Annotated in this window: 24 protein-coding genes and 1 tRNA gene; 9 read left to right on the forward strand and 16 right to left on the reverse strand. The window is 58.4% G+C overall.

Translation table 11 applies throughout. The features are described from left to right. Positions 1 to 9 precede the first annotated feature (9 nt). The 6 genes from ccmC to IP81_RS07935 form a co-directional block, all read right to left on the reverse strand. On the reverse strand, positions 10 to 738 hold the full coding sequence (ccmC, locus tag IP81_RS07910; protein WP_054107440.1) for a heme ABC transporter permease CcmC: 729 nt from the start codon (positions 736 to 738) through the stop codon (positions 10 to 12). A 144-nt stretch (positions 739 to 882) separates the two neighbouring features. Continuing rightward, positions 883 to 959 (reverse strand) — tRNA-His (locus IP81_RS07915). A 114-nt stretch (positions 960 to 1,073) separates the two neighbouring features. Next, positions 1,074 to 2,069, reverse strand: a complete 996-nt coding sequence (gene gspK, locus IP81_RS07920; protein ID WP_054107441.1) for a type II secretion system minor pseudopilin GspK — start codon at positions 2,067 to 2,069, stop codon at positions 1,074 to 1,076. Next, entirely contained in the window at positions 2,069 to 2,665 is a 597-nt protein-coding gene (gspJ, locus tag IP81_RS07925; protein WP_054107442.1) for a type II secretion system minor pseudopilin GspJ, read from the reverse strand. Before gspJ ends, gspK begins: the two co-directional genes overlap by 1 nt. Then, the gene (gene gspI / locus IP81_RS07930) at positions 2,662 to 3,042 is read right to left on the reverse strand and encodes a type II secretion system minor pseudopilin GspI (RefSeq protein ID WP_082356042.1); all 381 of its coding nucleotides are present in this window, start codon (positions 3,040 to 3,042) and stop codon (positions 2,662 to 2,664) included. The genes gspJ and gspI overlap by 4 nt, the downstream gene beginning before the upstream one ends. Continuing rightward, on the reverse strand, positions 3,032 to 3,490 hold the full coding sequence (locus IP81_RS07935; protein WP_197274570.1) for a GspH/FimT family pseudopilin: 459 nt from the start codon (positions 3,488 to 3,490) through the stop codon (positions 3,032 to 3,034). The genes gspI and IP81_RS07935 overlap by 11 nt, the downstream gene beginning before the upstream one ends. A gap of 97 nt (positions 3,491 to 3,587) precedes the next feature. On the opposite strand from IP81_RS07935, the gene IP81_RS07940 reads away from it, so the two are divergent. After that, positions 3,588 to 4,223, forward strand: a complete 636-nt coding sequence (locus IP81_RS07940; RefSeq protein WP_054107444.1) for a 2OG-Fe(II) oxygenase — start codon at positions 3,588 to 3,590, stop codon at positions 4,221 to 4,223. 3 nt (positions 4,224 to 4,226) lie between these two features. On the opposite strand, the gene IP81_RS07945 is transcribed toward IP81_RS07940, so the two are convergent. The 5 genes from IP81_RS07945 to lepA all read right to left on the reverse strand — a co-directional run bounded on the left by IP81_RS07945 (position 4,227) and on the right by lepA (position 8,461). Continuing rightward, complete coding sequence (locus tag IP81_RS07945; RefSeq protein WP_054107445.1) at positions 4,227 to 4,667, reverse strand: MarR family winged helix-turn-helix transcriptional regulator; 441 nt, start codon at positions 4,665 to 4,667, stop codon at positions 4,227 to 4,229. Between the two features lie 129 nt (positions 4,668 to 4,796). Further along, on the reverse strand, positions 4,797 to 4,937 hold the full coding sequence (locus tag IP81_RS20140; RefSeq protein ID WP_157573129.1) for a hypothetical protein: 141 nt from the start codon (positions 4,935 to 4,937) through the stop codon (positions 4,797 to 4,799). Between the two features lie 24 nt (positions 4,938 to 4,961). Then, positions 4,962 to 5,225, reverse strand: coding sequence for a translation initiation factor IF-1 (gene infA, locus IP81_RS07950; protein WP_054107446.1), 264 nt, complete (start codon positions 5,223 to 5,225; stop codon positions 4,962 to 4,964). A 401-nt stretch (positions 5,226 to 5,626) separates the two neighbouring features. Beyond that, on the reverse strand, positions 5,627 to 6,103 hold the full coding sequence (locus IP81_RS07955) for a TspO/MBR family protein (RefSeq protein WP_054107447.1): 477 nt from the start codon (positions 6,101 to 6,103) through the stop codon (positions 5,627 to 5,629). Positions 6,104 to 6,643: 540 nt separating this feature from the next. Further along, positions 6,644 to 8,461, reverse strand: coding sequence for a translation elongation factor 4 (lepA, locus tag IP81_RS07960; RefSeq protein WP_054107448.1), 1,818 nt, complete (start codon positions 8,459 to 8,461; stop codon positions 6,644 to 6,646). Positions 8,462 to 8,778: 317 nt separating this feature from the next. On the opposite strand from lepA, the gene IP81_RS07965 reads away from it, so the two are divergent. The 4 genes from IP81_RS07965 (at position 8,779) to IP81_RS07980 (ending at position 13,366) form a co-directional block, all read left to right on the forward strand. Continuing rightward, positions 8,779 to 10,209 (forward strand): porin, encoded by a 1,431-nt coding sequence (locus IP81_RS07965; RefSeq protein ID WP_054107449.1) that lies wholly within the window; start codon positions 8,779 to 8,781, stop codon positions 10,207 to 10,209. Positions 10,210 to 10,386: 177 nt separating this feature from the next. Beyond that, positions 10,387 to 10,737: a glycine zipper 2TM domain-containing protein gene (locus IP81_RS07970; RefSeq protein WP_054107450.1), complete on the forward strand. Its 351-nt coding sequence runs from the start codon at positions 10,387 to 10,389 to the stop codon at positions 10,735 to 10,737. A gap of 65 nt (positions 10,738 to 10,802) precedes the next feature. Continuing rightward, positions 10,803 to 12,074: a cyclopropane-fatty-acyl-phospholipid synthase family protein gene (locus tag IP81_RS07975; RefSeq protein WP_054107451.1), complete on the forward strand. Its 1,272-nt coding sequence runs from the start codon at positions 10,803 to 10,805 to the stop codon at positions 12,072 to 12,074. Between the two features lie 77 nt (positions 12,075 to 12,151). Then, on the forward strand, positions 12,152 to 13,366 hold the full coding sequence (locus IP81_RS07980) for an argininosuccinate synthase (RefSeq protein WP_054107452.1): 1,215 nt from the start codon (positions 12,152 to 12,154) through the stop codon (positions 13,364 to 13,366). Between the two features lie 197 nt (positions 13,367 to 13,563). Here the strand turns inward: IP81_RS07980 and IP81_RS07985 are convergent, their stop codons facing one another. Beyond that, positions 13,564 to 14,073 carry a hypothetical protein gene (locus IP81_RS07985; protein ID WP_054107453.1) on the reverse strand — a complete coding sequence of 170 codons (510 nt, stop codon included), beginning with the start codon at positions 14,071 to 14,073 and terminating at the stop codon, positions 13,564 to 13,566. 633 nt (positions 14,074 to 14,706) lie between these two features. Between IP81_RS07985 and IP81_RS07990 the strand changes: the two genes are divergently transcribed. Then, positions 14,707 to 15,069 (forward strand): endonuclease domain-containing protein, encoded by a 363-nt coding sequence (locus IP81_RS07990; protein ID WP_054107454.1) that lies wholly within the window; start codon positions 14,707 to 14,709, stop codon positions 15,067 to 15,069. Positions 15,070 to 15,248: 179 nt separating this feature from the next. Here IP81_RS07990 and IP81_RS07995 read toward each other — a convergent pair whose 3' ends face one another. Next, positions 15,249 to 15,431, reverse strand: coding sequence for a hypothetical protein (locus IP81_RS07995; protein WP_054107455.1), 183 nt, complete (start codon positions 15,429 to 15,431; stop codon positions 15,249 to 15,251). 298 nt (positions 15,432 to 15,729) lie between these two features. Here IP81_RS07995 and IP81_RS19605 point away from each other — a divergent pair, with 298 nt between their 5' ends. Further along, positions 15,730 to 16,662, forward strand: a complete 933-nt coding sequence (locus IP81_RS19605) for an NACHT domain-containing NTPase (protein ID WP_197274571.1) — start codon at positions 15,730 to 15,732, stop codon at positions 16,660 to 16,662. A gap of 25 nt (positions 16,663 to 16,687) precedes the next feature. Continuing rightward, on the forward strand, positions 16,688 to 17,572 hold the full coding sequence (locus tag IP81_RS20145) for a hypothetical protein (RefSeq protein WP_157573131.1): 885 nt from the start codon (positions 16,688 to 16,690) through the stop codon (positions 17,570 to 17,572). Positions 17,573 to 17,985: 413 nt separating this feature from the next. Here IP81_RS20145 and uvrA read toward each other — a convergent pair whose 3' ends face one another. Continuing rightward, positions 17,986 to 20,934, reverse strand: a complete 2,949-nt coding sequence (gene uvrA / locus IP81_RS08010) for an excinuclease ABC subunit UvrA (RefSeq protein ID WP_054107458.1) — start codon at positions 20,932 to 20,934, stop codon at positions 17,986 to 17,988. A gap of 218 nt (positions 20,935 to 21,152) precedes the next feature. On the opposite strand from uvrA, the gene IP81_RS20150 reads away from it, so the two are divergent. After that, the gene (locus tag IP81_RS20150) at positions 21,153 to 21,347 is read left to right on the forward strand and encodes a hypothetical protein (protein WP_197274572.1); all 195 of its coding nucleotides are present in this window, start codon (positions 21,153 to 21,155) and stop codon (positions 21,345 to 21,347) included. A gap of 126 nt (positions 21,348 to 21,473) precedes the next feature. On the opposite strand, the gene rpmE is transcribed toward IP81_RS20150, so the two are convergent. Continuing rightward, positions 21,474 to 21,698, reverse strand: coding sequence for a 50S ribosomal protein L31 (gene rpmE, locus IP81_RS08015; RefSeq protein WP_039337458.1), 225 nt, complete (start codon positions 21,696 to 21,698; stop codon positions 21,474 to 21,476). 83 nt (positions 21,699 to 21,781) lie between these two features. Continuing rightward, positions 21,782 to 22,255 carry a 3-hydroxyacyl-ACP dehydratase FabZ gene (gene fabZ, locus IP81_RS08020; protein WP_054107459.1) on the reverse strand — a complete coding sequence of 158 codons (474 nt, stop codon included), beginning with the start codon at positions 22,253 to 22,255 and terminating at the stop codon, positions 21,782 to 21,784. Positions 22,256 to 22,266: the final 11 nt, after the last annotated feature.

Below are 22,266 nucleotides of genomic sequence, written 5' to 3' on the forward strand. Positions count from 1 at the left end.
TCCCGCCGCTTATCCGAGTGCCTTGCGACGCAAGCGCGCCTCGGTCTGAATTTCGGCTAACAATGTGCGCATCCGTGCCAGCACCACGCCGCCAAAGATCAGGCTGAACCCGACCGCAGCGATCAGCAGCGGCCACAAAAACGTGCCATCAATCGCAGATTTGCCCGCGGTAATCGAAGGCGGCTGATGCAGGCTATTCCACCACACGACTGAACGGTTGATGATCGGAATATTTATCGCGCCCACCAGACCAAAAATCGCTGTGATTCGGTTGCCACCACCGCCCGAAGCCATGTCGCGCTGTGCTGCACCCGATAGCGCGATGTAACCGAAATAGAGGAACAGCAGGATCAGGAAGCTGGTTAACCGGCCATCCCAAACCCACCATGTTCCCCACGTCGGCCGAGCCCAGATCGAACCTGTGGCAAGGCAAATGGCGGTGAATGCTGCGCCCGGCACGGCGGCCGCACGTGCGGCAATTGCGGCCAAGGGATGACGCCAGACCAGTTCAACAAGGCTTGCAATCGCGATGGTTGACCAACCGGCCATGCCCAACCACGCGGAAGGCACGTGGATGAACAGGATCCGCACCGTCTCACCCATCAGGCGATCGGGTGGCACAACCAGCAGGCCGTAGAGCAGCGCGCCCATCGAGAGCACGAGGCCCGACACCAGCAAAAGCGGCATCAGCCAGCGTGCAAGGCGCAAGAAACGTGCGGGGTTTGCAAATGCATGCATGATTGCGGGGCTATCGAATCCTTCTCCCGGCGACCCCCGCCGCCGGTTTTGAATGCTCTGCCACTTGGCGCGGGCAGGAGCAAGCGCATTGCTTGCCCGGCACCCTAAAAGGCAAAGCCGCAAGCGCCAATTCGAAGGAGAGAATGGGGCGACCGAGGGGGTTCGAACCCCCGACCTCCGGTACCACAAACCGGCGCTCTAACCAACTGAGCTACGGTCGCCACACATCCGGCGCAACATCTATGCTGCGCGGGCTGGCCCATTTGCAGAAAGGCGCGGGAAAGGGAAGCAGAATCTTGCGCCGGGTGCAAATTGACAAGGGCTTTGGCAGCCGATCAGCGGCTCAAACGGTCGCCCCAGCTGCGGAAAGCCACGCGGGGCGGATTGTTGCCAACGTCGATCAAGGCCTGCTCTTCAACCACCGCCGAATCGACCGTGACGGTCTGGGTCAGCAGAAACCAGCGGCTGCGCACTTGCAATTGGCCCGTTGGCACGCCGCCATCCTCTCCCCCCGCGATCCCGCGCAGGGCATCAGCCCCATTGGCCCAACCGAGCGCTGGCCTTGCCGCCAGCAAAGCCCTTGCACGCTCCAACGGAACTGTTCCGGGTGCCAGCATCGACAAGAGCAGCGCCTGATCGGGGCGCAGCGTATTCACGTTGATGGGCGAGAGCTCCGCAGCGGGCAGCGCGCAGAGCCACGGACGCATGCGTTCATAAAACTGCGGAGTCATCCCCCGAACGCTGCGAATCTCGCTGACGTCGCCAATCAGGCGACCTGCGGTGCGGTAAGGCACGGTGTTGCCCTGATAGGTTTCGTCTTCAGCCCCGTTTGGCGCGGGTACACCATCACTGTCGATCCAGTCGGCAATAGCATCGCTGGCAATCGCGGCTTCACCGGGGGAAATGCCAAGCCCCGCCATCAGTGCGCGCAACTGGTTCAGGCCGACAACGCGCAGTTTGAACACGCCTTGCGCATCGGCTTCGACCAGCGAGTTGAGGTTAAAGCAGTTTCCCGCATCATCCACCCGCGCCATCACTGTGCCGCGCGCCATTGGCAGCGGGAATTCGCGGCCCAACAATCCTCCCCGGTCCACGGTGCGCTCTTGCGAGCTTTCGACCATCGCCTTGATCCGCGCCATCGCCAGCGTCTCGGCGCTGGTGGCATAGAGCCGCGCCTGCGTCATCGCCTGCCCGTTTCCGGCCAGCCGCGTCGCCAGATGCAATCGGTCGAGCATGATCGCGGCAATCACCGCCATCACTGCCACCAGCAACAGCACCGAAAGCAGCGCGGCCCCGCGTTCCTTAGGGTTATCGGGGGGATTATCTGGCATCACTGGTAGTTTACCCCGACAAGCGAGACGATCCGCAGCGGCGGGCGTCCGGCTTGAGGCAACAGCAGTTCAACCGCCACCGGCAGCTCGGTCGTCAATTGCGGCTCCCAGCGTTCGCGCCAGTTGCCATCCTTGCCGCGAAAGCGGAGCGTCGGCGCGCCATTCAATGGCAGCATTTCCGCCGCCGTTTCTGCCGCAGCGCCATCGGGAAAGGGATAGCCTGCACGAACCAGCGCGGCGGGCGTCACGCGATACTCCACCTTTTGCAAGCTAGGCCGCGCTGCGCCATCCACATTGTCCCAACCACTGCGGGTCAAGCGGATCACGACGCCATCGACATTGGCCTCAAACGCCGGGTGCGGACGGCCCGCCTGATCGCGCGCGGGGCGAGGCACTGCTTGGGCAAGGTCGGCGGTCCAGACCGACAGAAACCGGCGTTGCGCCGCAATGCTATCGGTCTTGGTGCGACTGGCCAGTTCAGCATCCACCGAGAAGCGGAGCAGCCCCAAGGCGCCGACCGCAATGATGGCGAACAGCGCCAAGGCGATCAGCATCTCGACCAGCGTAAAGCCGTTGTGGGTGGGTTCCTCGCTCACGACGCAGGCAGCCGGGTGAAGTCGAGCGTGAAGGCTTGGCTGCCTGCGCCCACGGTTGTTTCCTGCACGCTCAAGGTAATGCCCAACACGCCGTAATCGGCCAGTGGCGCTACGGTGCGCGTCCACTGGAAGCGGCGTCCGGCGTTCTCGATTGTTCCGCTCGCTGATCCGACAGCAGGCGGTGCGGGGTCGGTCAGGATTTCGGCGGCCATGTTCTGCGCCACGATCTCGCGCAGCAAGCGCTGGTCAAGATCAGCGGTGCGCGCAATGCTTGCCCCTTCCATCTGCAACAAGGCCAGCGCGGCGATAGCGAACACCGCCAGCGCCACCAGCAATTCCAGCAGAGTAAAACCGTTGGGACGCACGCTATCCCGCATCGAGCGTGACCTTGCCATCGCGCCGGATCTGCACGACCAGCGCCTGATCGCCCCGCCCCAGCCGCACCGCCGCATCGCCACTGGCAAGCCCGAGCGAATCAAAAACCACCCTTTGGCGTCCGGCGCTAACCGTCGTGGCATTATCCCACGGCGTCAGATCAAAGCCGCGCCCTGGCAGCGGTTGCCACGCGCCTTCGCTGCGCCGCTCGAAATAGTAGCCCTGTTCGCTCACCACCACCGAGATCGGCCGTGCGCCGACGATAGCTTCATCGCGTGCCGCCAGCGTGCGCGCGGCAAAGCGCTCGGCCTCGTCACGCAATTTGCGCTCGTCGCCCGGCAGCGTCAGCACGGCCGCAGCGGCCAGCAGGCCTATCACCATCAACACGACCATCATCTCGACCAGCGAGAAGCCATTGCGGGCAGGAGGGCGGACAGGACGGATGATCACGAAATCTCGCATGCGGCAGCAACGTGACGGTTTTACGACCAACACGCCAGCAACTTCAAGTTGCCCGCAGCGTTAGCGCTACGTTATGGACAGCGCTATGGATGATATTGCCCTCCCCCGCTGTGCCGAGCGCCTGCTATCGATACCGGGCATAATGAGAGTGCCCAGCCCGCGGATCGAGATGTTCATGCTGCGCAATTTCCTCTCGGGTGATGAATGCGACGCGCTGATTGCCCGCATCGAGCGTGACCGCCGTCCCTCGACGATCGCGGATGCCAATGGCGATCACTATTTCCGCACCAGCGAGACATGTGACCTGCCGATGATGGAGCCGGATGTCGTCGCGCTGGACGAAAGGTTCTCATCACTGTCGGGCATTGACCGCAGCTTTGGTGAGCCGATCCAGGGCCAGCGCTATGAGGTTGGGCAGGAATTCAAGGCGCATACCGATTACTTTGATCCGCAAGGCGCGGACTACCAGACGTTTTGCAGCATTGCCGGGCAGCGCACATGGACCTTCATGATCTACCTCAACACCGTGGAAGCAGGCGGGGCCACACGGTTCAAGGTGATCGACAAGTTGATCCAGCCCGAACGCGGCAAGCTGATCTGCTGGAACAACCGTCGCCCTGATGGCAGCGTCAATCCGGCCACGCTCCATCATGCGATGAAGGTGCGCAAGGGCCTGAAGTATGTGGTGACGAAGTGGTATCGTGAAAAGATCTGGGCCTGAGGCTTAAGCCTCCGCTTCGGCTTCGCGGGCGGTGCGGATGACGGGCAGGCAGCGGAATAGCGTTTCCATATCCGGTGTGCTGAGCAATTCGACAAAGCGCGCTTCGTGGCGATCAATGCGGTCTTGCACGTCTTTTGCGCACTTGCTGCCATCATCGGTGAGTGTGAGCGCGTGGCTGCGGCCATCGATGCGGCGGCGCGCGACAAGGCCGCGTTCCATCAGGCGCGAGATGATCGGCACCATGTTGGCGCGCTTGATCGCCAGCGCCTGGCCCACTTCGGTTTGTGAACAGTCGGGGTTTTCGGCGATGACCAGCAGTGCGGTGACTTCGGCGGGGCGCAAGTCCATGTCGGCGAGCTCGCGCGACAGATCGGCCATCATGACCGCAGAGGCGCGGCGCAACTGGTAGCCAAGGCGGCTTTCGAGGGCGTTTGTCAGCGTCATAACAGTGTCTTTAGGACAGCTATCAGGGATAGCAATGCCCCAAGCGCATCAAGATGCTCTGACTTCGCCTGAGAAAAAGGCGGCAGGTCCGGTTGGACTTGCCGCCGCTGTCTTGTTCCGACGGGGCCTTTAGCCGACCATCTGGAGAACGATTGCCCGCAATTCGCGCTGCGAAAGGACAGGTGAGGTGCGCTGGGGTTCTGCTTGAACCGGTGCCGCATAGAGCGGCGTTTTGAGCGCGATGTTAGAATTTACGTAAGTTGTAGGCATTCAATTCCTGTATGTTCAAAAGTATCAGCGGCGCCGTTTAACGCCACCGGGACCACCACCACCGCCGGCGATCTTTTCGCGGAAGACGATGCGGCCTTTAGTCAGGTCGTATGGGGTCATTTCAACCTTCACACGGTCACCCACGATCGAGCGGATGCGGAATTTGCGCATCTTGCCGGCCGTGTAGGCAATGATTCGATGGCCATTTTCCAGCATCACGCCGAAGCGGCCATCGGGAAGAATCTCGTCGATTTCCCCATCAAGGGTAAGCAGGTCTTCCTTCGCCATGTGTCAGGCTGTCCGGAAGTTGGTTGTGCCACATGGCATGGATGTTTTCCTTTCGCGAAAACAGTTAAAACCCGCCGCAGAAATGCGCGTCGGGGCTGGATGCGCGTGAAAGGAAACAACAGCCCGGCGGCTACAAATTCCGTCGCAGGCGACGATAGCAGTGCGCAAATGGCGACTGATCGACCAAAAGTCAAGGCAAAGTGCCAAGCCCGGAACGCGCCACGAGGTTTACACAGTTTACACTGTCCAGAGGAACAATCGAAACAGATCAGTATCACCCGATCGATCGGACTTTTCGATTTTTTCCAAACAAGCGGATGGAAGCGATGCGCGATTGACCAAGCCATGCCCCGCTATGCCACAATCGCAGCTTTGTAGGACAGCGCAAAACCCCGTCCGCCTTATGGCCCGAATGGCCGGTTGAGCCGGACAATCACCAGATTGAGGATCGAGGCAAAGCTGACCCATGCAAGGTATGGCACGATGAGCCAGCTTGCGAGCACGGAGAATTCGCGCAAACCGATGGCCAGCGCCAGCACAGAGGCCCACAGAAACGGCACTTCTACAAGTGCCCAGTCAGGCCGCTTGCGGGTGAAGAACAGCGGCGACCATAGAAAGTGGAACACGAAGTTGGCCGCAAACAGGGCAACGACGGTCATCCTCCCGGTTTCATCAACCGCGCCATTCCATGACAATACGGCGGCCCAACCGGCCAATCCGAGGATCACCGTCCACGCCGGACCGAACAACCAGTCAGGCGGCTGCCAAGACGGCTTTTTAAGATTGCGATACCAAGGACCGATTTCGGTGAGTATCCCGCCAGCAAAGCCGAGAATAACCGCCCAGAGCACGGCTGCGATGACATGGGGTGAAAGCATGCCGCCTAAGTGGGGTGTGTAACACGATAGTGCAAGCGATAGGCAATTATCGCATTGGGCTGCGTATAAACGAAACCGTCACCCTGAACTTGTTTCAGGGTCTATCTCTCCATTCAAACCGCCGGTGCTTTGGGAGAAATGGATGCTGAAACAAGTTCAGCATGACGGAATCTGGAGTTTGCGCAGCCAAACGGGATAATCGTCAGAAGCAGACAGGTTTCACGCAGAGACGCAGAGAAGAAGGCGAGACGCAGAGACCTCAGCGCGGGCAGCAAGGCCTGCCAAAAATCCAACCTCACACCAGCCGCAACGAACTGAATCACAAGGCGGCTTCGCCGCCAAACCCAACCCCTTTCGCGTCTCCACTTCTTCTCTGCGCCTCTGCGCCTCTGCGCGAAATCCACCACTCCCGCTCATCCCGAGCCTGTCGAACGGTGGGAGGGGCGCGAGAGCTTAAGGATAGAGTCCCGTCATGCTGAACTCCGGGTTACGTATCTGATGGGGATATGCACCAAAACCTTTGGCGTAAATCGACTTTCCCTACTCCTCGCCCATCCGCAGCGCGGCGATGAAGGCTTCTTGCGGGATGGACACGTTGCCGTATTCGCGCATGCGGGCCTTGCCCTTCTTCTGCTTTTCCAGAAGCTTCTTTTTGCGGCTGATGTCCCCGCCATAGCATTTGGCGGTCACGTCCTTGCGCATCGCGGCAATGGTTTCGCGGGCGACGACCTTGCCGCCGATGGCAGCTTGCACCGGAATCTTGAACAAGTGGCGCGGGATCAGGTCTTTGAGGCGTTCGCACATGTGGCGTCCGCGTGCTTCGGCGGCGCTGCGGTGGACGATCATCGAGAGCGCATCGACCGGCTCGTTGTTGACGAGAATACTCATCTTGACGAGATCGCCTTCGCGCAGGCCGATCTGTTCATAATCGAAGCTGGCATAGCCACGGCTGATCGATTTCAGGCGATCATAGAAATCGAACACCACTTCGTTGAGCGGCAATTCATAAGTGACTTGCGCGCGACCGCCGACATACGTGAGGCCGGTCTGGATGCCGCGCCGGTCCTGACAGAGCTTCAGAATCGAGCCGAGGTATTCATCGGGCGTGTAGATCGTGCCTTTGATCCACGGCTCATCAATCTGCATAATCCGGCTGGGATCGGGATAATCCGCCGGATTGTGCAGCATGATTTCGCGCGCATCATCGGTGCGGCTTTTGTTGAGCTGGATGCGATAGACCACCGATGGCGCGGTGGTGATCAGATCAAGATCATATTCGCGGCTGAGGCGCTCCTGAATGATCTCCAAGTGCAGCAAGCCGAGGAACCCGCAGCGGAAGCCGAAGCCGAGCGCCGCGCTTGATTCCATTTCGAAGCTGAAACTGGCATCATTGAGGCGCAGGCGGCTGATGCTTTCGCGCAGCTTTTCAAACTCTGCCGCGTCAACCGGGAAGATGCCGCAGAACACCACCGGCTGCACTTCCTTGAAGCCGGGCAGCGCCTTGGTGGAGCCGTTCTTGACCGTGGTGATCGTATCACCCACGCGGGCTTGCGCCACTTCCTTGATCTGCGCGGTGATGAAGCCGATTTCGCCGGGGCCAAGTTCGTCCAGAATTTCAATCTTGGGGCGCATGCAGCCGACGCGGTCGATCAGATGTTCGGTACCACCGGCCATGAACTTGACCTGCAATCCCTTGCGGATAACGCCATTGATCACGCGCACGAGGATGACGACGCCGAGGTATTGATCGTACCATGAATCGACCAGCATCGCGGTGAGCGGGGCATCGCGATCACCACCCGGAGGTGGGATGCGCGCCACGATGGCATCAAGCACTTCTTCGATGCCGATGCCGGATTTGGCGCTGGTCATCACCGCTTGGCTGGCATCAATGCCGATCACGTCCTCGATCTCGGCCTTGACCTTTTCAGGCTCGGCAGCGGGCAGATCGATCTTGTTGATGACCGGCACGATTTCATGATCGTGTTCGATGGATTGATAGACGTTGGCCAGCGTCTGCGCTTCGACGCCTTGTGCCGCATCGACAACCAGCAGCGCGCCTTCGCAGGCGGCCAAGCTGCGGCTGACTTCATAGGCAAAGTCGACGTGGCCCGGCGTGTCCATCAGGTTGAGCTGATAGGTGCGCCCGTCCTTGCCGGTATAATCCAGCCGCACGGTTTGCGCCTTGATCGTGATCCCGCGTTCGCGTTCGATGTCCATATTGTCGAGCACCTGCTCGCTCATCTCACGCGCGGATAGGCCGCCTGTGAACTGGATCAGGCGGTCAGCCAGTGTCGACTTGCCATGGTCGATATGGGCGATGATGGAAAAGTTACGGATCAGCGAAAGGTCGGTCATGTCGGTCTTTGAATGGAAGCGGTGCGGTGCGCACCGGAGGGCCGTTAGCAGGTGTGTGCGATTAAGTCACGATGGGCAAATGCCGATGGGCAAATGACGGTGCACCACGTGCCGCGCACGTTTTTATTTTTCAATTGGAAGACATATTTCTGACTAATGTTTCCATTGTGTAACATTCGGCATTATCGTTGTTATCCATATGCTTGAATGCCTATCTTAGACCACGGCAGCAGCTCAACATGTCAATCTACTGTCACATATCCGTCATTTTAACGCTCTAGCGGCTCCTCAACGCAAGTTTTGGAGATTCGATAGACATGACGGGCAAGGCATTCCGCGCAGCGCTGGTGGTGAGCGTTTTCCTGAGCGCAGCAGGCGTGGCGCAGGCCCAATCAACGCCGCAGGATAGCGATGCGAAGATTGCTGACCTTCAGCGGCAGGTGGACGAGCTCAAAGCCATTGTTCGCGCAATGCAGACCGCACAAGTGACCGCTCCGCCTGTTGTTAGTGCAACGCCCGACACAACCGCCCAGCCTGTCCAGGTTGCTGCTGCGGCATCCGTTCCTGCACCCGCGCCCGCTCCTTCTGAAAAGAAGAAAGGTTGGTACGACAAGCTGCAAATCCGGGGATATACCCAGTTGCGCATGAACGAGATTCTGTCGGGTCCGAAGACGGCGCCGACTGGCGTATCGCGCCTGCGTTCGGTTCAGGACTCAGGCATTAACGAGAACGGCAATCTTTCCATCCGCCGCGCCCGTCTGGTTTTGCAGGGTGACATTTCAAACCGCGTTTCGCTTTATATGCAAGGCGATCTGGCATCCTCTGTCGCAGGGCAATCCAGCGGCGAATCGCGTTTACACTACTTCCAGATGCGTGATGCCTATGCCGACGTGTTCCTTGATGAAGCCAAGACCTTCCGTGTGCGTTTTGGCCAATCGAAGGTGCCATTTGGCTGGGAGAACCTGCAAAGCTCGCAAAACCGCATACCGCTGGACCGTACCGATGCAATCAACCAGCCGGTGCCGGGCGAGCGCGATCTGGGCGTCGTGGCCTATTACACACCCCCCAAGATTCAGGCGATCTGGGATGATCTGGCCAAGGACGGACAAAAGCTGTTCGGCAATTACGGCGCGGTCGGCTTTGGCATTTATAACGGCCAGACGACCAACCGCACCGAGCGCAACGGCACGTACATGATGGTCGGCCTTGCAACGATGCCGTTCAAGCTGGACGGTCTGGGCGGCATCTTTGAAGGTCAGGTTGCCGAAATCGGCGTATCAGGCATTATCAACAAGTTCCGCCCCGAATTGCGCAGCGGGGGCGTTTCGGCGACCAACTTTACCGACAATCATGTGGGCGTCCACGCGATGATCTATCCCCGCCCGTTCGGCATCCAGGCCGAATGGAAGTGGGGCACCGGCCCGCAATGGAACCCGGTGACCGGCGCCATCGACGAGGGCGATTCCACCGGCGGTTATGTGATGACGATGTATCGCATGCCCAAGACCGGTATCGGCCAATTCATCCCCTTTGCCCGCTGGCAGCGCTATCGCGGCGGCTGGAAGGCGGTGGCAAACGCGCCCCAGCTGGATGGCGAAGAATATGAACTGGGCGTGGAATGGCAGCCGATGAAGGAATTCGAGTTGGTGGTGAGCTATGCCAACATCAACAGCCGCGAAGCCGATGATCGGCGCTTTGGCCGCGCAAAGGGCGAAGTGCTGCGCGCGCAAGTGCAGTGGAACTATTGACGGAGCTATAGCGCGCACCGTTCGTCTGATCAGGTGAACGGAGTGTCGTGCGTTCGAGCCTGCGGCAACATATCGTTACTTATGTTCATCTGATGTATTGGATCAATTGGTAAAACCCTGTCATGTTCTCGCAAGGCCCCGTGTTTCGGGCCGGGCGAGTTTCCAAGGGAGCAAACCATGAAAAAGTCGATCCTTGCAGCAGCTTTTGTGGCAATCAGCGTGGCCGCAGCCCCCGCCATGGCGGATGACCGCAACAACAATAACAGGCCCGAATACGATAGCCGTGGCCGCTATATCGAGCCCCGGCAGGTGGACAGCAACGACACCATATGGCGCGGCAAAGACGGACGCTATTACTGCAAGCGCAACAATGGCACGACTGGCCTGCTGGTTGGCGCGGCTGGTGGGGCTTTGCTGGGCCGAACGATTGACACCCGGGGTGAGCGCGCCACCGGCACGATCCTTGGCGCGGTTGGCGGCGCTTTGCTGGGCCGCGAAATCGAACGGCGCAGCGCGCGTTGCCGCTGATCAGGGCGTTGGGCTGGTGTGACGGTTGCTCTTGAAAATCGAGCAATTGTCCCTATCCTGTTGGCATGTGGCTGCTCAATCAAATGTTGAAGCGGGTCGTCCGCACTGGCCCGCTGATCGTGATCGATCATGATGGGCACGTGTATTCCTATGGCACAGGCGCAAACCCCCTCACCATCCGGCTGACCGACAAGGGCGCGGCCATGCACATCGCCCGCGATCCGCGTGTCGGCGCGGGCGAGGCCTATATGGACGGGCGGATGGTGGTTGAGCCGCCGCACGACATCCGCGACTTCATCCTGCTGGTGATGGCCAATGCCAAGACGAGCGGCGGGATTGACCATAAGGGGCCGGTGCGTAAGCTGTTCGGCCAGATCGCATCGCGGGCGGACCAGTTCAATCAGCGCGCCAAGGCGTCGAAGAATGTGGTCCACCACTATGATCTGACGCGCCAGTTCTATGAGCAGTTCCTTGACGAGGACCGGCAATATACAATGGCCTATTTCCGCGATCCGGCGAACACGCTGGAGCGCGCGCAGCTCGACAAGAAGGCGCTGATCGCCGCCAAGCTGCGGCTGGAGCCGGGCAGCGCCGAAGGGATGCGAGTGCTGGACATCGGCTGCGGCTGGGGCGGGCTCGGGCTCTATCTCAACCGCCACTTCGGCTGCGAGGTGCTGGGCGTGAGCCTTGCGCCCGATCAGGTTAAGTTTGCGCAGGAACGTGCAGCGGCGGCGGGCGTGGCCGATAAGGTCAAGTTCCAGCTGATCGATTACCGCGACGTGACCGGCCAGTTCGACCGCATCACCAGCGTGGGCATGATCGAGCATGTGGGCGCGCCCAACTTTGCCGAATACTTCGCCAAGACGGGCGACTTGCTCGATCCCGATGGCATTATGCTGACCCACACCATCGGGCGGACGGGGCCTCCCGGCACGACCGACAAGTGGACGCGCAAGTATATCTTCCCCGGCGGCTATATCCCGGCGATGAGCGAGCTGGTCTCGGCGCTGGAGAAGACCGGCTGGGAAGTGGGCGATGTGGAAGTCTTGCGCTATCACTATGCCTATACCCTGGCCGAATGGTATCGCCGCGCTACGCTGCACCGCGATGAAATCGTTGCGCTTTATGACGAGCGGCTGTTCCGCATGTGGCAGTTCTATCTGGCGGGTGCCGAGCAGAGCTTCCGGCACGGCGGCATGGTGAACTTCCACATCCAGAGCGTGAAGCGCCGCAGCGCGCTGCCGATGACCCGCGATTACATCAGCCACGAAGCCGCGCGCCTTGCCGCGCTGGACGAGGCACCGCGCTGGCATCTGGAGCGCGAGGTCGCCGAGTAAAGACCAGCCAAAGGTTGCGATGTTGCGCACCGCCTGTTAGGCGCGCGGCGCGCTGTTTCCTCGTGAGTCTTTGCCCCATGTCCGATATCAAGAAGGTCGTTCTCGCTTATTCCGGCGGCCTCGACACCTCCGTCATCCTCAAGTGGCTGCAAGTCACCTACAATTGCGAGGTGGTGACCTTCACCGCCGACCTCGGCCAGGGCGAAGAGCTTGAGCCTGCGCGCGCCAAGGCCAAGCTGATGGGCGTGCCCGATCATCACATCTATATCGACGATCTGCGCGAGGAATTCGTGCGCGATTTCGTGTTCCCGATGATGCGCGCCAATGCGCGGTATGAGGGCGACTATCTGCTGGGCACCTCTATCGCCCGCCCGCTGATCTCCAAGCGCCTGATCGAGATCGCCCGCGAAACCGGCGCTGATGCGGTGTCGCACGGTGCCACCGGCAAGGGCAACGATCAGGTGCGCTTCGAGCTTTCCGCCTATGCGCTGGAGCCCGGCATCAAGGTGATTGCACCGTGGCGCGAATGGGACCTGACCAGCCGCACCGCGCTGATCGCATGGGCTGAAAAGCACCAGATTCCGGTGCCCAAGGACAAGCGCGGCGAAAGCCCGTTCAGCACCGATGCCAACATGCTGCACACCTCGTCCGAAGGCAAAGTGCTGGAAGATCCGTGGGCCGAAGTGCCCGACTACGTCTATTCGCGCACCGTCAATCCCGAAGACGCGCCCGACACTCCTGAATATATCACCATCGATTTCCAGCGCGGCGACGGCGTTGGCCTCAATGGGCAGGCGATGAGCCCTGCCACTTTGCTTGCCGCGCTGAATGATCTGGGCCGCAAGCATGGCATTGGCCGGTTGGACCTTGTTGAAAACCGCTTTGTCGGCATGAAGAGCCGCGGGATGTATGAAACGCCGGGTGGCGAAATCTATGCCCGCGCACATCGCGGCATTGAAAGCATCACGCTCGACCGGGGTGCCGCGCACCTTAAAGACGAACTGATGCCCAAATATGCCGAGCTGATCTACAACGGCTTCTGGTTCGCGCCCGAACGCGAGATGCTGCAAGCCGCGATCGACCACAGCCAGGCCCGCGTCAACGGCACGGTGCGGTTGAAGCTGTACAAGGGCATGGCCTCGGTTGTGGGCCGCCAATCGCCCGACAGCCTGTATTCCGAACGCCACGTGACGTTTGAGGATGACGCGGGCGCATACGACCAGAAGGACGCGGCCGGCTTCATCAAGCTGAACGCCCTGCGGCTGCGACTGCTGGCGCAACAAGGGCGCTGATCAGCGGCCAGGTTGACACGGTTTACACTGTTCAGGGGCGGCAATCCGGCCACCCCTGCGGCGCTTTTGTACTCCATCGGCGCACCATCCAGCCCAAGCGCGGCGTCGAGCCGGGCATCGCGCGCAGCGCAGGCTTCGTCCCACTCTTGCGCGCCTGCGTCTAGCGTGGCTTCGCGCAAGGCCTCAAGTCCGGCGGCCTAGACATCCCACGCCTGATCCTCGCTGTCATAGTAGGGCTCGGGGTTGGCGTCTTCGTAATCGCTTTGCACCTGATCGGCTTCGGCAGCCAGCGCCGCCTCGCGGTCAGGATCGGCAAGGCCCGAGGCGCTGGCGGGATCAAGACCTTGCATCATCCCATCCAGCACATCATCGAAACGGCGGGCGCTGAATTGCACCGCCTCTGACGCTTGCAACGCCCGCGTATCGAGCCGCCCGAGGTGCGCCAGCAAGAGCCGCGTATCAAACCGCTGCCGCTGCCCCACCGCCTCACCGCGAAACCAGATCGTTTCGGTGACGCCGTTGATCGCGCGATCCGCCAGCACTTGTTCAGCCTGTTCGCGCGCGTTGATCAGCGCCGCATCCCATAGCCCCGCAAACACCGCATCGCGCCGCCGCCTGATGTAAACCGTCTGCGCCGAGACGCCCGCAGCCTGCGCGGCAAGGCGGACATTGCCATTCAGGCTGAGCGCGTGAAGAAAGCGCCCCATGCGCTGCGGGGTGAAAGCGTTGTGCGGATTGGCTGGGATTGCCGCCCCTCCCGCTTGCGGGAGGGGGATTGCCCCCTTCTTCCCCCCTCCCGCTTGCGGGAGGGGCCGGGGGTGGGTTTCTGCTTCGGCGAACGAAGCGCCCGGCTCCGGTTCGCCTGTCGGCGAATGCCCACCCCTAACCCCTCCCGCAAGCGGGAGGGGGATTGCCCCCTTCTTCCCCCCTCCCGCTCGCGGGAGGGGTCGGGGGTGGGTTTCTTCTTCCCCCGGCAAACCGATATCCCGATCCACCGGCACCCACCCCCGCCCGAAACCGGACGCAGGCTCACATAACCTGGGCGTTTGATCGGCGACAACGGGGGAACGGGGCATGGCCAAACACTCCTGCTGGAACAAAGCGGGAATATGTAAGGCGAATGGGGGTTTGTAGGAAAGCTGTTTGACGGGTGGCGTCAGATGCCTCCCCATCCAACCTGCGCTAGCGGGCAAGCCCGCAAGCTACGGTATCCTTCCCCCATCGAGGGGGAAGGTTTCAATCTGGCGGCACTTTCCCTTCCCCCTTGATGGGGGAAGGATACGAAGGCTTGGCAACTTGTTGCCTTAGCCGCAGTTGGATGGGGGTGAAAAAACGCCACAATGAAAAAACCACCCCCGCCCCTATCCATCACCCGCGCCCGAAAGATGCGCCGCGAACCCACATTGGCCGAAGCCGCAATGTGGCGATTGCTTCGGGCGCAGTTCGCACCATGGCGCTTTCGCCGCCAAGTGCCGCTGGCCCACGCCATTTGCGATTTCGCCAGCCATCGCGCGCGGTTGGTGATCGAAATTGACGGCGGGCAACATGGCGGCGCAGATGATGCCGCCCGCGATGCAATGATCGCGCGCGAAGGCTATCGCGTGGTGCGGTTCTGGAACAACGAGGTTTTGGACAATAGCGAGGGCGTGGCACAGGTTCTGGCCGGAGTGCTGCAACATGCACCCCCATCCAACCTGCGCTAGCGGGCAAGCCCGCAAGCTACGGTATCCTTCCCCCATCGAGGGGGAAGGTTTCAATCTGGCAGCACTTCCCCTTCCGCCTTGATGGAAGAAGGATACGAAGGCTTGGCAGCTTGCTGCCTTAGCCGCAGTTGGATGGGGGTGAGTGGCGGGGCGGTAGTTTAATATACTGCTCATGCCCGTCACCACTTGCCGCCGATGTCCTCAATCGCTTTGAGCAACGCGCGTTTGGAGGGCGTGCGGCGGGTGCCAGCGTTGCGAGGCACATTCACCCCGCCCAGCTCCGCCTCGCGCCGCGCGATCCGCGCGCCAAGGTCTTCTAGCGTGATGGCTTCACGCCGGGTACTGAAGGTCTTGAAGGCCATGATTGCCCACCGTTTCCTCTGCGATACGGCGTTGCCTATAACCGAGATCAAGGCTCTCGCACAGAGCGTATAATGCACGCGCTTTCCCAACTTGTACTAAAATAGACAGAAATGCAAATTTCTCTACTCTGCGCAAAAATCGAAAAGAGGAAAAATGCACTTTGGCAAATCCGATAAATTTCATGATAATCATATATTTAACACCCTCTAAATGTTTAGAAATATTTTCATTAAATATCATTATTGACATTTTCTTGTAAACCATCTCAAAACTAAGAAAATGCGAAAGAGCCAAACTATGAATGATGCGGATCTTGCCAAGATACTAACTGCTGCCACTCCAGCAACCTTCAAAATATTTTCTGAGGCATTTTCGCGAACCTCATCTGGTTTAAAAGTCGCAGGACGTAAAGCGCTTATAGGTGCTATGTCTTCTCTACAGGGCTATAGTAAATATCTTGAAGAAACTCATGAGCGCGTAGCAACATTTAAGAGCTTTGCAAATCCTTCAGAGCCAGTAAAAATCCTAGATCATTTTGTAACGACGAAATTACAAAAAAAGAAAGACGAAGTTTTTGATCACGACTATATTGTTGATTTAGCATCACGAAGATCAAAAATCGTAGTTTCTGCAAGCGCCGGCTACGGAAAAAGTATGCTGATGAAGCTTATATCGCTCCATCTGTTCGAAAATCCAAATGGAAAAATTCCGCTTTTTTGCGAATTACGGCATTTGAATAGGATTAAATCACCAAATATTATTGACTATATCCACTTAAATTATAAACAAAATTCTGACGTAAACCGGTCTTCACTTGAAAAAGGATTAGAAAATGGTGCATTTTGCTTTATATTGGATGGTTTCGATGAGTTAAACCACGAGATCAGACCCATAATTGAGGATCAGATACTTACTTTAAGCAGTCAATACCCGAAAAATTCATTTATCGTATCTGGGCGACCTGATGAACGCTTTGACTCATGGAGGTCCTTCAGAACTTTTAAAATACTACCAATGGCTAAAACTCAAGTTATAGAATTAATTAGTAAATTAAACTATGACTCCGGGACAAAAAGAAGATTTATTGAAAAGATCAAAAAGGGAGGATTGTATGAAACTCACGAGAGTTTTTTATCCACCCCTTTACTTGCAATTCTAATGCTACTAACATTTGAAGAAAATGCAAACATTCCAGATAAAATTCACCTTTTTTTACAACAAGGCATTTGAAACTTTATTCCATAAGCATGATGCTATGAAAGAGCAGTACGATAGACAAAGAAAATCTAATTTACAAATTGACTCTTTTTCGCGAATTTTTTCAATTTTTTGTTTAAAAACTTATGTGCTTGAAAAGATTGAATTTAACAAAATAGAACTAATACAGCATGTCAAAGATGCTATACGTTATGAAAACATTGACATTTCTTTTAATGATTTAATTTTTGACCTAGAAGAGGCTGTTTGCTTACTTCAAAGAGAAGGCTTGTCTTACTTTTTTGTTCACAGATCGTTTCAGGAATACTTCACAGCTTTGTTTTTGGCACATTGCCCAGAAGACGTACGAGACACATTTATAGATGAAGTTTGCACAAGGCATTGGGATAATGTCTTATCAATGCTGTACGATATGGCATCTTCTCAGCTAGAACCAAGTTGGGTAGCCAGAAATTCCGATAACTACATTGAGAAATATGGGTTAACTTCTGCTAAAATTCACCCATTGTTTGGAAGATTTAGAAGCATAATACTAAATAAAAACTCAAATGGATTTCGTGTTTTTCATCTTTCGGCAGGCCCTGCTTGGAATTTCATTTCGGCAATGCGGCGATTTTACCCTGAAATAATGCAAGACTTCGGCACTTTGGACTTCGATGAGCTGGAAAAATTCGCTATTTCTGCTGGGAAGCGAGTCGGAGATGATAGTTTCATTCGTGAGATCGATATTGGAATAAATTCACTTGAAGGAAATACCTTTGAAATTCTTATATCCGATATACCTATGGATATCTTGGAAAAAACAAAAATTACGAAGTTCACCGAAAACGAATTCAAGTCTATAAAGGCAATACGATCTGGCATTGGCAAAGATCAGGAAATGAAATCAAATTTTTTAAATTCGCTGTTTAAAGAATCCTGAAATTTAACGAGATTTCAATAATTTTGGTTAAGTTGAGGTTATGTTTGCTCACGTGAGTTTCGGGGAGAGTTTCGGGGACAGGGAGAGTTTCGGGAGTTTCGGGGACAGTATACTTAACTCGCGCCTGTGGGCGACACCACAAGGGCAAGCTAGATTTCGCAATCCGTGGCCCTTCGCGCCTTCCCCTTCGTGTCTTTGCGCCTTTGGGCGAACTCCATTTCTCCGAATCTCCGCGCGAAACAGCCTTTCCTGCTCTCTCTTACCCCACCGCGGCTCCGCATCGGTCGTCCGAAAAAAAGCCCCATCCCGGGTCAGACCCGGGAAGACGGGAATGGATGGTGAGGGAACGGGCTTTGCCACACACTTTGCGCGCGCCCCCTCTCCCAACCCTGTCCCCTCAAGGGGTGACACCCTCATCGCACCAGCAACGGCGCCAGATAGTGCCCCGTGAAGCTGCGGGCGTTCTTCGCCACAACTTCCGGCGTGCCTTCGGCCACGATTTCACCGCCGCGCACGCCGCCTTCGGGGCCGAGGTCGATGATCCAGTCGGCGGTTTTGATCACGTCGAGGTTGTGTTCGATCACGACGACGCTGTTGCCTTGTTCGACGAGGCGGTGGAGCACTTCGAGGAGTTTGCGCACGTCTTCGAAGTGGAGGCCGGTGGTGGGTTCATCAAGGATGTAGAGCGTTTGGCCGGTGGAGCGGCGGGCGAGTTCCTTGGCGAGTTTGACGCGTTGCGCTTCGCCGCCTGACAGCGTGGTGGCCTGCTGGCCGACTTTGACATAGCCGAGGCCGACTTCGTTGAGCATGTGCATCCGGTCGCGGATCGGGGGCACGGCTTTGAAGAATTCCTCGGCGTCCTCGATCGTCATATCAAGGATATCGGCGATGGAGTGGCCCTTGAATTTCACCTCAAGCGTCTCGCGGTTGTAACGTTTGCCGTCACACTCCTCGCACGTCACGTAAACGTCGGGCAGGAAGTGCATTTCGATCTTGATCAGGCCATCGCCGGTGCACTTTTCACAGCGCCCGCCTTTGACATTGAAGCTGAACCGGCCCGGCTTGTACCCGCGCGCGGCGGATTCGGGCAGGCCTGCGAACCAATCGCGGATCAGGGTGAAGCTGCCGGTGTAGGTGGCAGGGTTTGAGCGCGGGGTGCGGCCGATGGGGGACTGGTCAATCTCGATCACCTTGTCGCAGTGTTCGAGGCCTTTGATCGCATCATGCGCGCCTGCGATCACGCGCGCGCCGTTCAATTGGCGCGCGGCTCCGGCGTGGAGCGTATCGATGGTGAAGCTGGACTTGCCCGAGCCGGACACGCCGGTGACACAGGTGAAGGTGCCAAGCGGGATCTTTGCGCTGACGTTTTGCAGATTGTTGGCGCGCGCGCCCTCAACACTGATGAACAGGCCGTTGCCCTTGCGGCGCTTTTTGGGAACTTCGATGCGGCGGGTGCCGGTGAGGTATTGGCCGGTGAGGCTGTCAGGGCTGTCAAGAATGTCTTGCAACTTGCCCTGCGCGACGATCTGGCCGCCGTGGACGCCCGCGCCGGGGCCGAGATCGACCACGTGATCGGCGGTGCGGATGGCGTCTTCGTCATGCTCCACCACGATCACCGTATTGCCAAGATCGCGCAGGCGCTTGAGCGTGATCAGCAGGCGGTCATTATCGCGCTGGTGCAGGCCGATGGAGGGTTCATCGAGCACGTAGAGCACGCCCGAGAGGCCAGAGCCGATCTGGCTGGCCAAGCGGATGCGCTGGCTTTCGCCGCCCGAGAGCGTGCCCGAGGTGCGATCAAGGTTGAGGTAATCGAGGCCGACGTTGTTGAGGAAGCCGAGGCGCTCGTTGATTTCCTTGAGGATGGACTTGGCGATCTGGCTTTGCTGGCTGGTGAGCTGGGCATCGAGCGCGCCGTACCATTCAACCGCAGCGGCGACCGAGAAGTGCGTGACGGTGGAGATATCGGTGCCCGCAACCTTGACGCTGAGCGCTTCGGGTTTGAGGCGCTTGCCTTCGCAGGTTTCGCACGGTTGCGCGGTCTGGAACTTGTTAAGCTCCTCGCGCATCCACGCGCTCTCGGTTTGCAGGAGGCGGCGGTTGAGGTTGCCGATGACGCCTTCGAACGCCTTTTGGACGGTGTAGGACTTCTTGCCATCGATGAAGGTGAGCGGCACGGCCTTGCCGCCGGTGCCGTAGAGGATGATGAGCTGGACTTCGCCCGGCAGTTGGGACCACGGCGTTTCCAGCTTGAAGCCGAAGTGGCCCGCGAGGCTGGCGAGGACCTGCATGTAATAGGGCGACGGCGGGTTGGACTTTGCCCAGGGGACGATTGCGCCCTGCTTCAGGGACAGGTTTTCGTTGGGGACGACGAGTTGCGGATCGAACAGCAGCTTTTCGCCAAGGCCATCGCACGCGGGGCATGCGCCCTGGGGGGCGTTGAACGAGAACAAGCGCGGTTCGAGCGCATCGATGGTGAAGCCGCTGACGGGGCAGGCGAACTTTTCGGAGAACACGATGCGGTTGGCGGGGAGACCGGTTTTCTTCATGCCGGATTTCTTGGCAGGTTCTGATGCCATTTCTGGCACAGGCCCACCCCCGGCCCCTCCCGCCTGCGGGAGGGGAGAAAGCTCCGCCACCGTCGTATCCGCAAGGTCGATATACACCAGCCCATCGGCCAATTTCAGCGCTTGTTCGAAGCTGTCGGCGAGGCGGGTTTGGATGCCATCTTTGACCGCGATGCGATCAACCACCACTTCGATATCGTGCTTGAGCTTTTTATCGAGCGCGGGCGCATCTTCGATGGCCATCATTTCGCCATTGATACGGACGCGGGTGTAGCCCGCTTTCTGCCATTCGAGCAGTTCCTTGCGGTATTCGCCCTTGCGGCCACGCACGGCGGGCGCGAGGAGATAGGCGCGGGTGCCTTCGGGCAGGGCCATCACGCGATCAACCATCTGGCTGACGGTTTGCGCGGCGATCGGCAGGCCGGTGGCGGGGCTGTAGGGCACGCCGATGCGCGCCCAGAGCAGGCGCATGTAATCGTAGATTTCGGTGACAGTCGCCACGGTGGAGCGCGGGTTGCGGCTGGTGGTCTTCTGTTCGATGCTGATGGCGGGGCTGAGGCCGTCGATATGTTCGACATCGGGCTTTTGCATCATTTCGAGGAACTGGCGCGCATAGGCCGAGAGACTCTCAACATAGCGGCGCTGCCCTTCGGCATAGATCGTATCGAACGCGAGGCTGGATTTGCCCGAACCGGACAGGCCGGTGATGACGATCAGGCTATCGCGCGGGAGATCAATATCGATTCCCTTGAGGTTGTGTTCACGAGCGCCGCGGACGGAGATTGTATTAAGTGACATGCGCGGCAGTGTTCCATATTTGTTCGATTTAGGCAAGAGCCCCCTGCCCCTTACTAGCGCATGTGGGGAGCGCGGGGTTGCAGCGCAATACGGGCTTTGGGGGATGCACAGCAGCAGCGGATGAAACGTCCGGTTTTGCGTGCTTTGTCGAAACCATACAATTACGTGTTGCACATTATTGCTACACTAAGTCTTCGCAGTATTTGATGGCTTGTCCGATGATCGTATCGTTACCCATGCATCGCCGACCTCTTGCGCAGAACCTGTTCTGGGCCGCAGATGAGGCGCGCCATGAACGTCCGGTAATATCGATGAAAGTGCGCGATAGCTTTCTGGGGTACTTTGCGGCCAACTTTGCTGCCGCCATGGTAGAGCATTGCCCGGGGATGGATCATCGGGCTGTGCGTGATTGAGGGCAGCGATCCCCGGCCCCTCTCTCCTTCGACAAGCTCAGGATGAGCGGGAGGGGGGACGAAGGGGGCGCAACGAAAAAGGGCGGCCTGTTGGGGCCGCCCTTTTTGTTTTGATGCTGCGGGCGATTAACGCTTGAGCGACAAGCCACCGAAGCGCTTGTTGAACTGGGCAACGCGGCCGCCCTGATCAAGCTGGCGCGTACCGCCGGTCCATGCCGGGTGCGACGTGGGATCGATTTCGAGAGCGAGGGTATCGCCTTCCTTGCCCCAGGTGGAGCGGGTTTCGAAAACGGTGCCGTCGGTCATCTGCACCTTGATCATGTGATAGTCGGGGTGAATGCCAGTCTTCATGCGTGTAACTCCGGTGCGCAGCCGGTTCCGACCGGCCACAAGAATCTGTAGGGCGCGCGCCTAGCGCATAGTGCGCGTCTTGTCTAGGCGTCGGCGATCATGGCGGTGAAGCTGACTTCACAGGTGACTTTATCGCCGATCATCGCCTTTCCGGCGAATTTGCACACGCGCGAGCGCTTTTGCGTGAATTCGACGTGGAGATCGAGGAGGACGCCGGGTTCCACAGGATTACGGAACTTGGCTTCTTCGATCGCCATGAAATAGACCAGCTTGCCTGAACCCGCGAGGCCGAGCGATTCGACCGCGAGCACCCCTGCTGCCTGCGCCAGCGCCTCGATCTGGAGGACGCCGGGCATGATCGGACGGCCGGGGAAATGGCCCTGAAAGAACTGCTCGTTCATCGATACGGCTTTCACCGCGTGGATACGCTCGTTCAGTGTGAGCGACACCACGCGGTCCACCAGCAGCAAGGGATAGCGATGCGGCAGCGCCGCCATCACCTTGCGCACATCATAATCGAGGATCACGCCATCGGGCGCAGTCGTTGGTTCAGTCATCAGCCCCGGCC

Source organism: Novosphingobium sp. AAP83 (assembly GCF_001295795.1).
In the GTDB taxonomy this organism is placed as follows: Bacteria; Pseudomonadota; Alphaproteobacteria; order Sphingomonadales; family Sphingomonadaceae; genus Novosphingobium.

What these genes read in the sequence shown, in the direction of transcription:
- ccmC (WP_054107440.1), bottom strand. Translation starts at nt 738, where the DNA reads ATGCATGCATTTGCAAACCCCGCACGTTTCTTGCGCCTTGCACGCTGG.
- gspK (WP_054107441.1), bottom strand. Translation starts at nt 2,069, where the DNA reads ATGCCAGATAATCCCCCCGATAACCCTAAGGAACGCGGGGCCGCGCTG.
- gspI (WP_082356042.1), bottom strand. Translation starts at nt 3,042, where the DNA reads ATGCGGGATAGCGTGCGTCCCAACGGTTTTACTCTGCTGGAATTGCTG.
- IP81_RS07940 (WP_054107444.1), top strand. Translation starts at nt 3,588, where the DNA reads ATGGATGATATTGCCCTCCCCCGCTGTGCCGAGCGCCTGCTATCGATA.
- IP81_RS07945 (WP_054107445.1), bottom strand. Translation starts at nt 4,667, where the DNA reads ATGACGCTGACAAACGCCCTCGAAAGCCGCCTTGGCTACCAGTTGCGC.
- IP81_RS20140 (WP_157573129.1), bottom strand. Translation starts at nt 4,937, where the DNA reads ATGCCTACAACTTACGTAAATTCTAACATCGCGCTCAAAACGCCGCTC.
- infA (WP_054107446.1), bottom strand. Translation starts at nt 5,225, where the DNA reads ATGGCGAAGGAAGACCTGCTTACCCTTGATGGGGAAATCGACGAGATT.
- IP81_RS07955 (WP_054107447.1), bottom strand. Translation starts at nt 6,103, where the DNA reads ATGCTTTCACCCCATGTCATCGCAGCCGTGCTCTGGGCGGTTATTCTC.
- lepA (WP_054107448.1), bottom strand. Translation starts at nt 8,461, where the DNA reads ATGACCGACCTTTCGCTGATCCGTAACTTTTCCATCATCGCCCATATC.
- IP81_RS07965 (WP_054107449.1), top strand. Translation starts at nt 8,779, where the DNA reads ATGACGGGCAAGGCATTCCGCGCAGCGCTGGTGGTGAGCGTTTTCCTG.
- IP81_RS07970 (WP_054107450.1), top strand. Translation starts at nt 10,387, where the DNA reads ATGAAAAAGTCGATCCTTGCAGCAGCTTTTGTGGCAATCAGCGTGGCC.
- IP81_RS07975 (WP_054107451.1), top strand. Translation starts at nt 10,803, where the DNA reads ATGTGGCTGCTCAATCAAATGTTGAAGCGGGTCGTCCGCACTGGCCCG.
- IP81_RS07980 (WP_054107452.1), top strand. Translation starts at nt 12,152, where the DNA reads ATGTCCGATATCAAGAAGGTCGTTCTCGCTTATTCCGGCGGCCTCGAC.
- IP81_RS07985 (WP_054107453.1), bottom strand. Translation starts at nt 14,073, where the DNA reads ATGGGGCGCTTTCTTCACGCGCTCAGCCTGAATGGCAATGTCCGCCTT.
- IP81_RS07990 (WP_054107454.1), top strand. Translation starts at nt 14,707, where the DNA reads ATGAAAAAACCACCCCCGCCCCTATCCATCACCCGCGCCCGAAAGATG.
- IP81_RS07995 (WP_054107455.1), bottom strand. Translation starts at nt 15,431, where the DNA reads ATGGCCTTCAAGACCTTCAGTACCCGGCGTGAAGCCATCACGCTAGAA.
- IP81_RS19605 (WP_197274571.1), top strand. Translation starts at nt 15,730, where the DNA reads ATGAATGATGCGGATCTTGCCAAGATACTAACTGCTGCCACTCCAGCA.
- IP81_RS20145 (WP_157573131.1), top strand. Translation starts at nt 16,688, where the DNA reads ATGAAAGAGCAGTACGATAGACAAAGAAAATCTAATTTACAAATTGAC.
- uvrA (WP_054107458.1), bottom strand. Translation starts at nt 20,934, where the DNA reads ATGTCACTTAATACAATCTCCGTCCGCGGCGCTCGTGAACACAACCTC.
- IP81_RS20150 (WP_197274572.1), top strand. Translation starts at nt 21,153, where the DNA reads ATGATCGTATCGTTACCCATGCATCGCCGACCTCTTGCGCAGAACCTG.
- rpmE (WP_039337458.1), bottom strand. Translation starts at nt 21,698, where the DNA reads ATGAAGACTGGCATTCACCCCGACTATCACATGATCAAGGTGCAGATG.
- fabZ (WP_054107459.1), bottom strand. Translation starts at nt 22,255, where the DNA reads ATGACTGAACCAACGACTGCGCCCGATGGCGTGATCCTCGATTATGAT.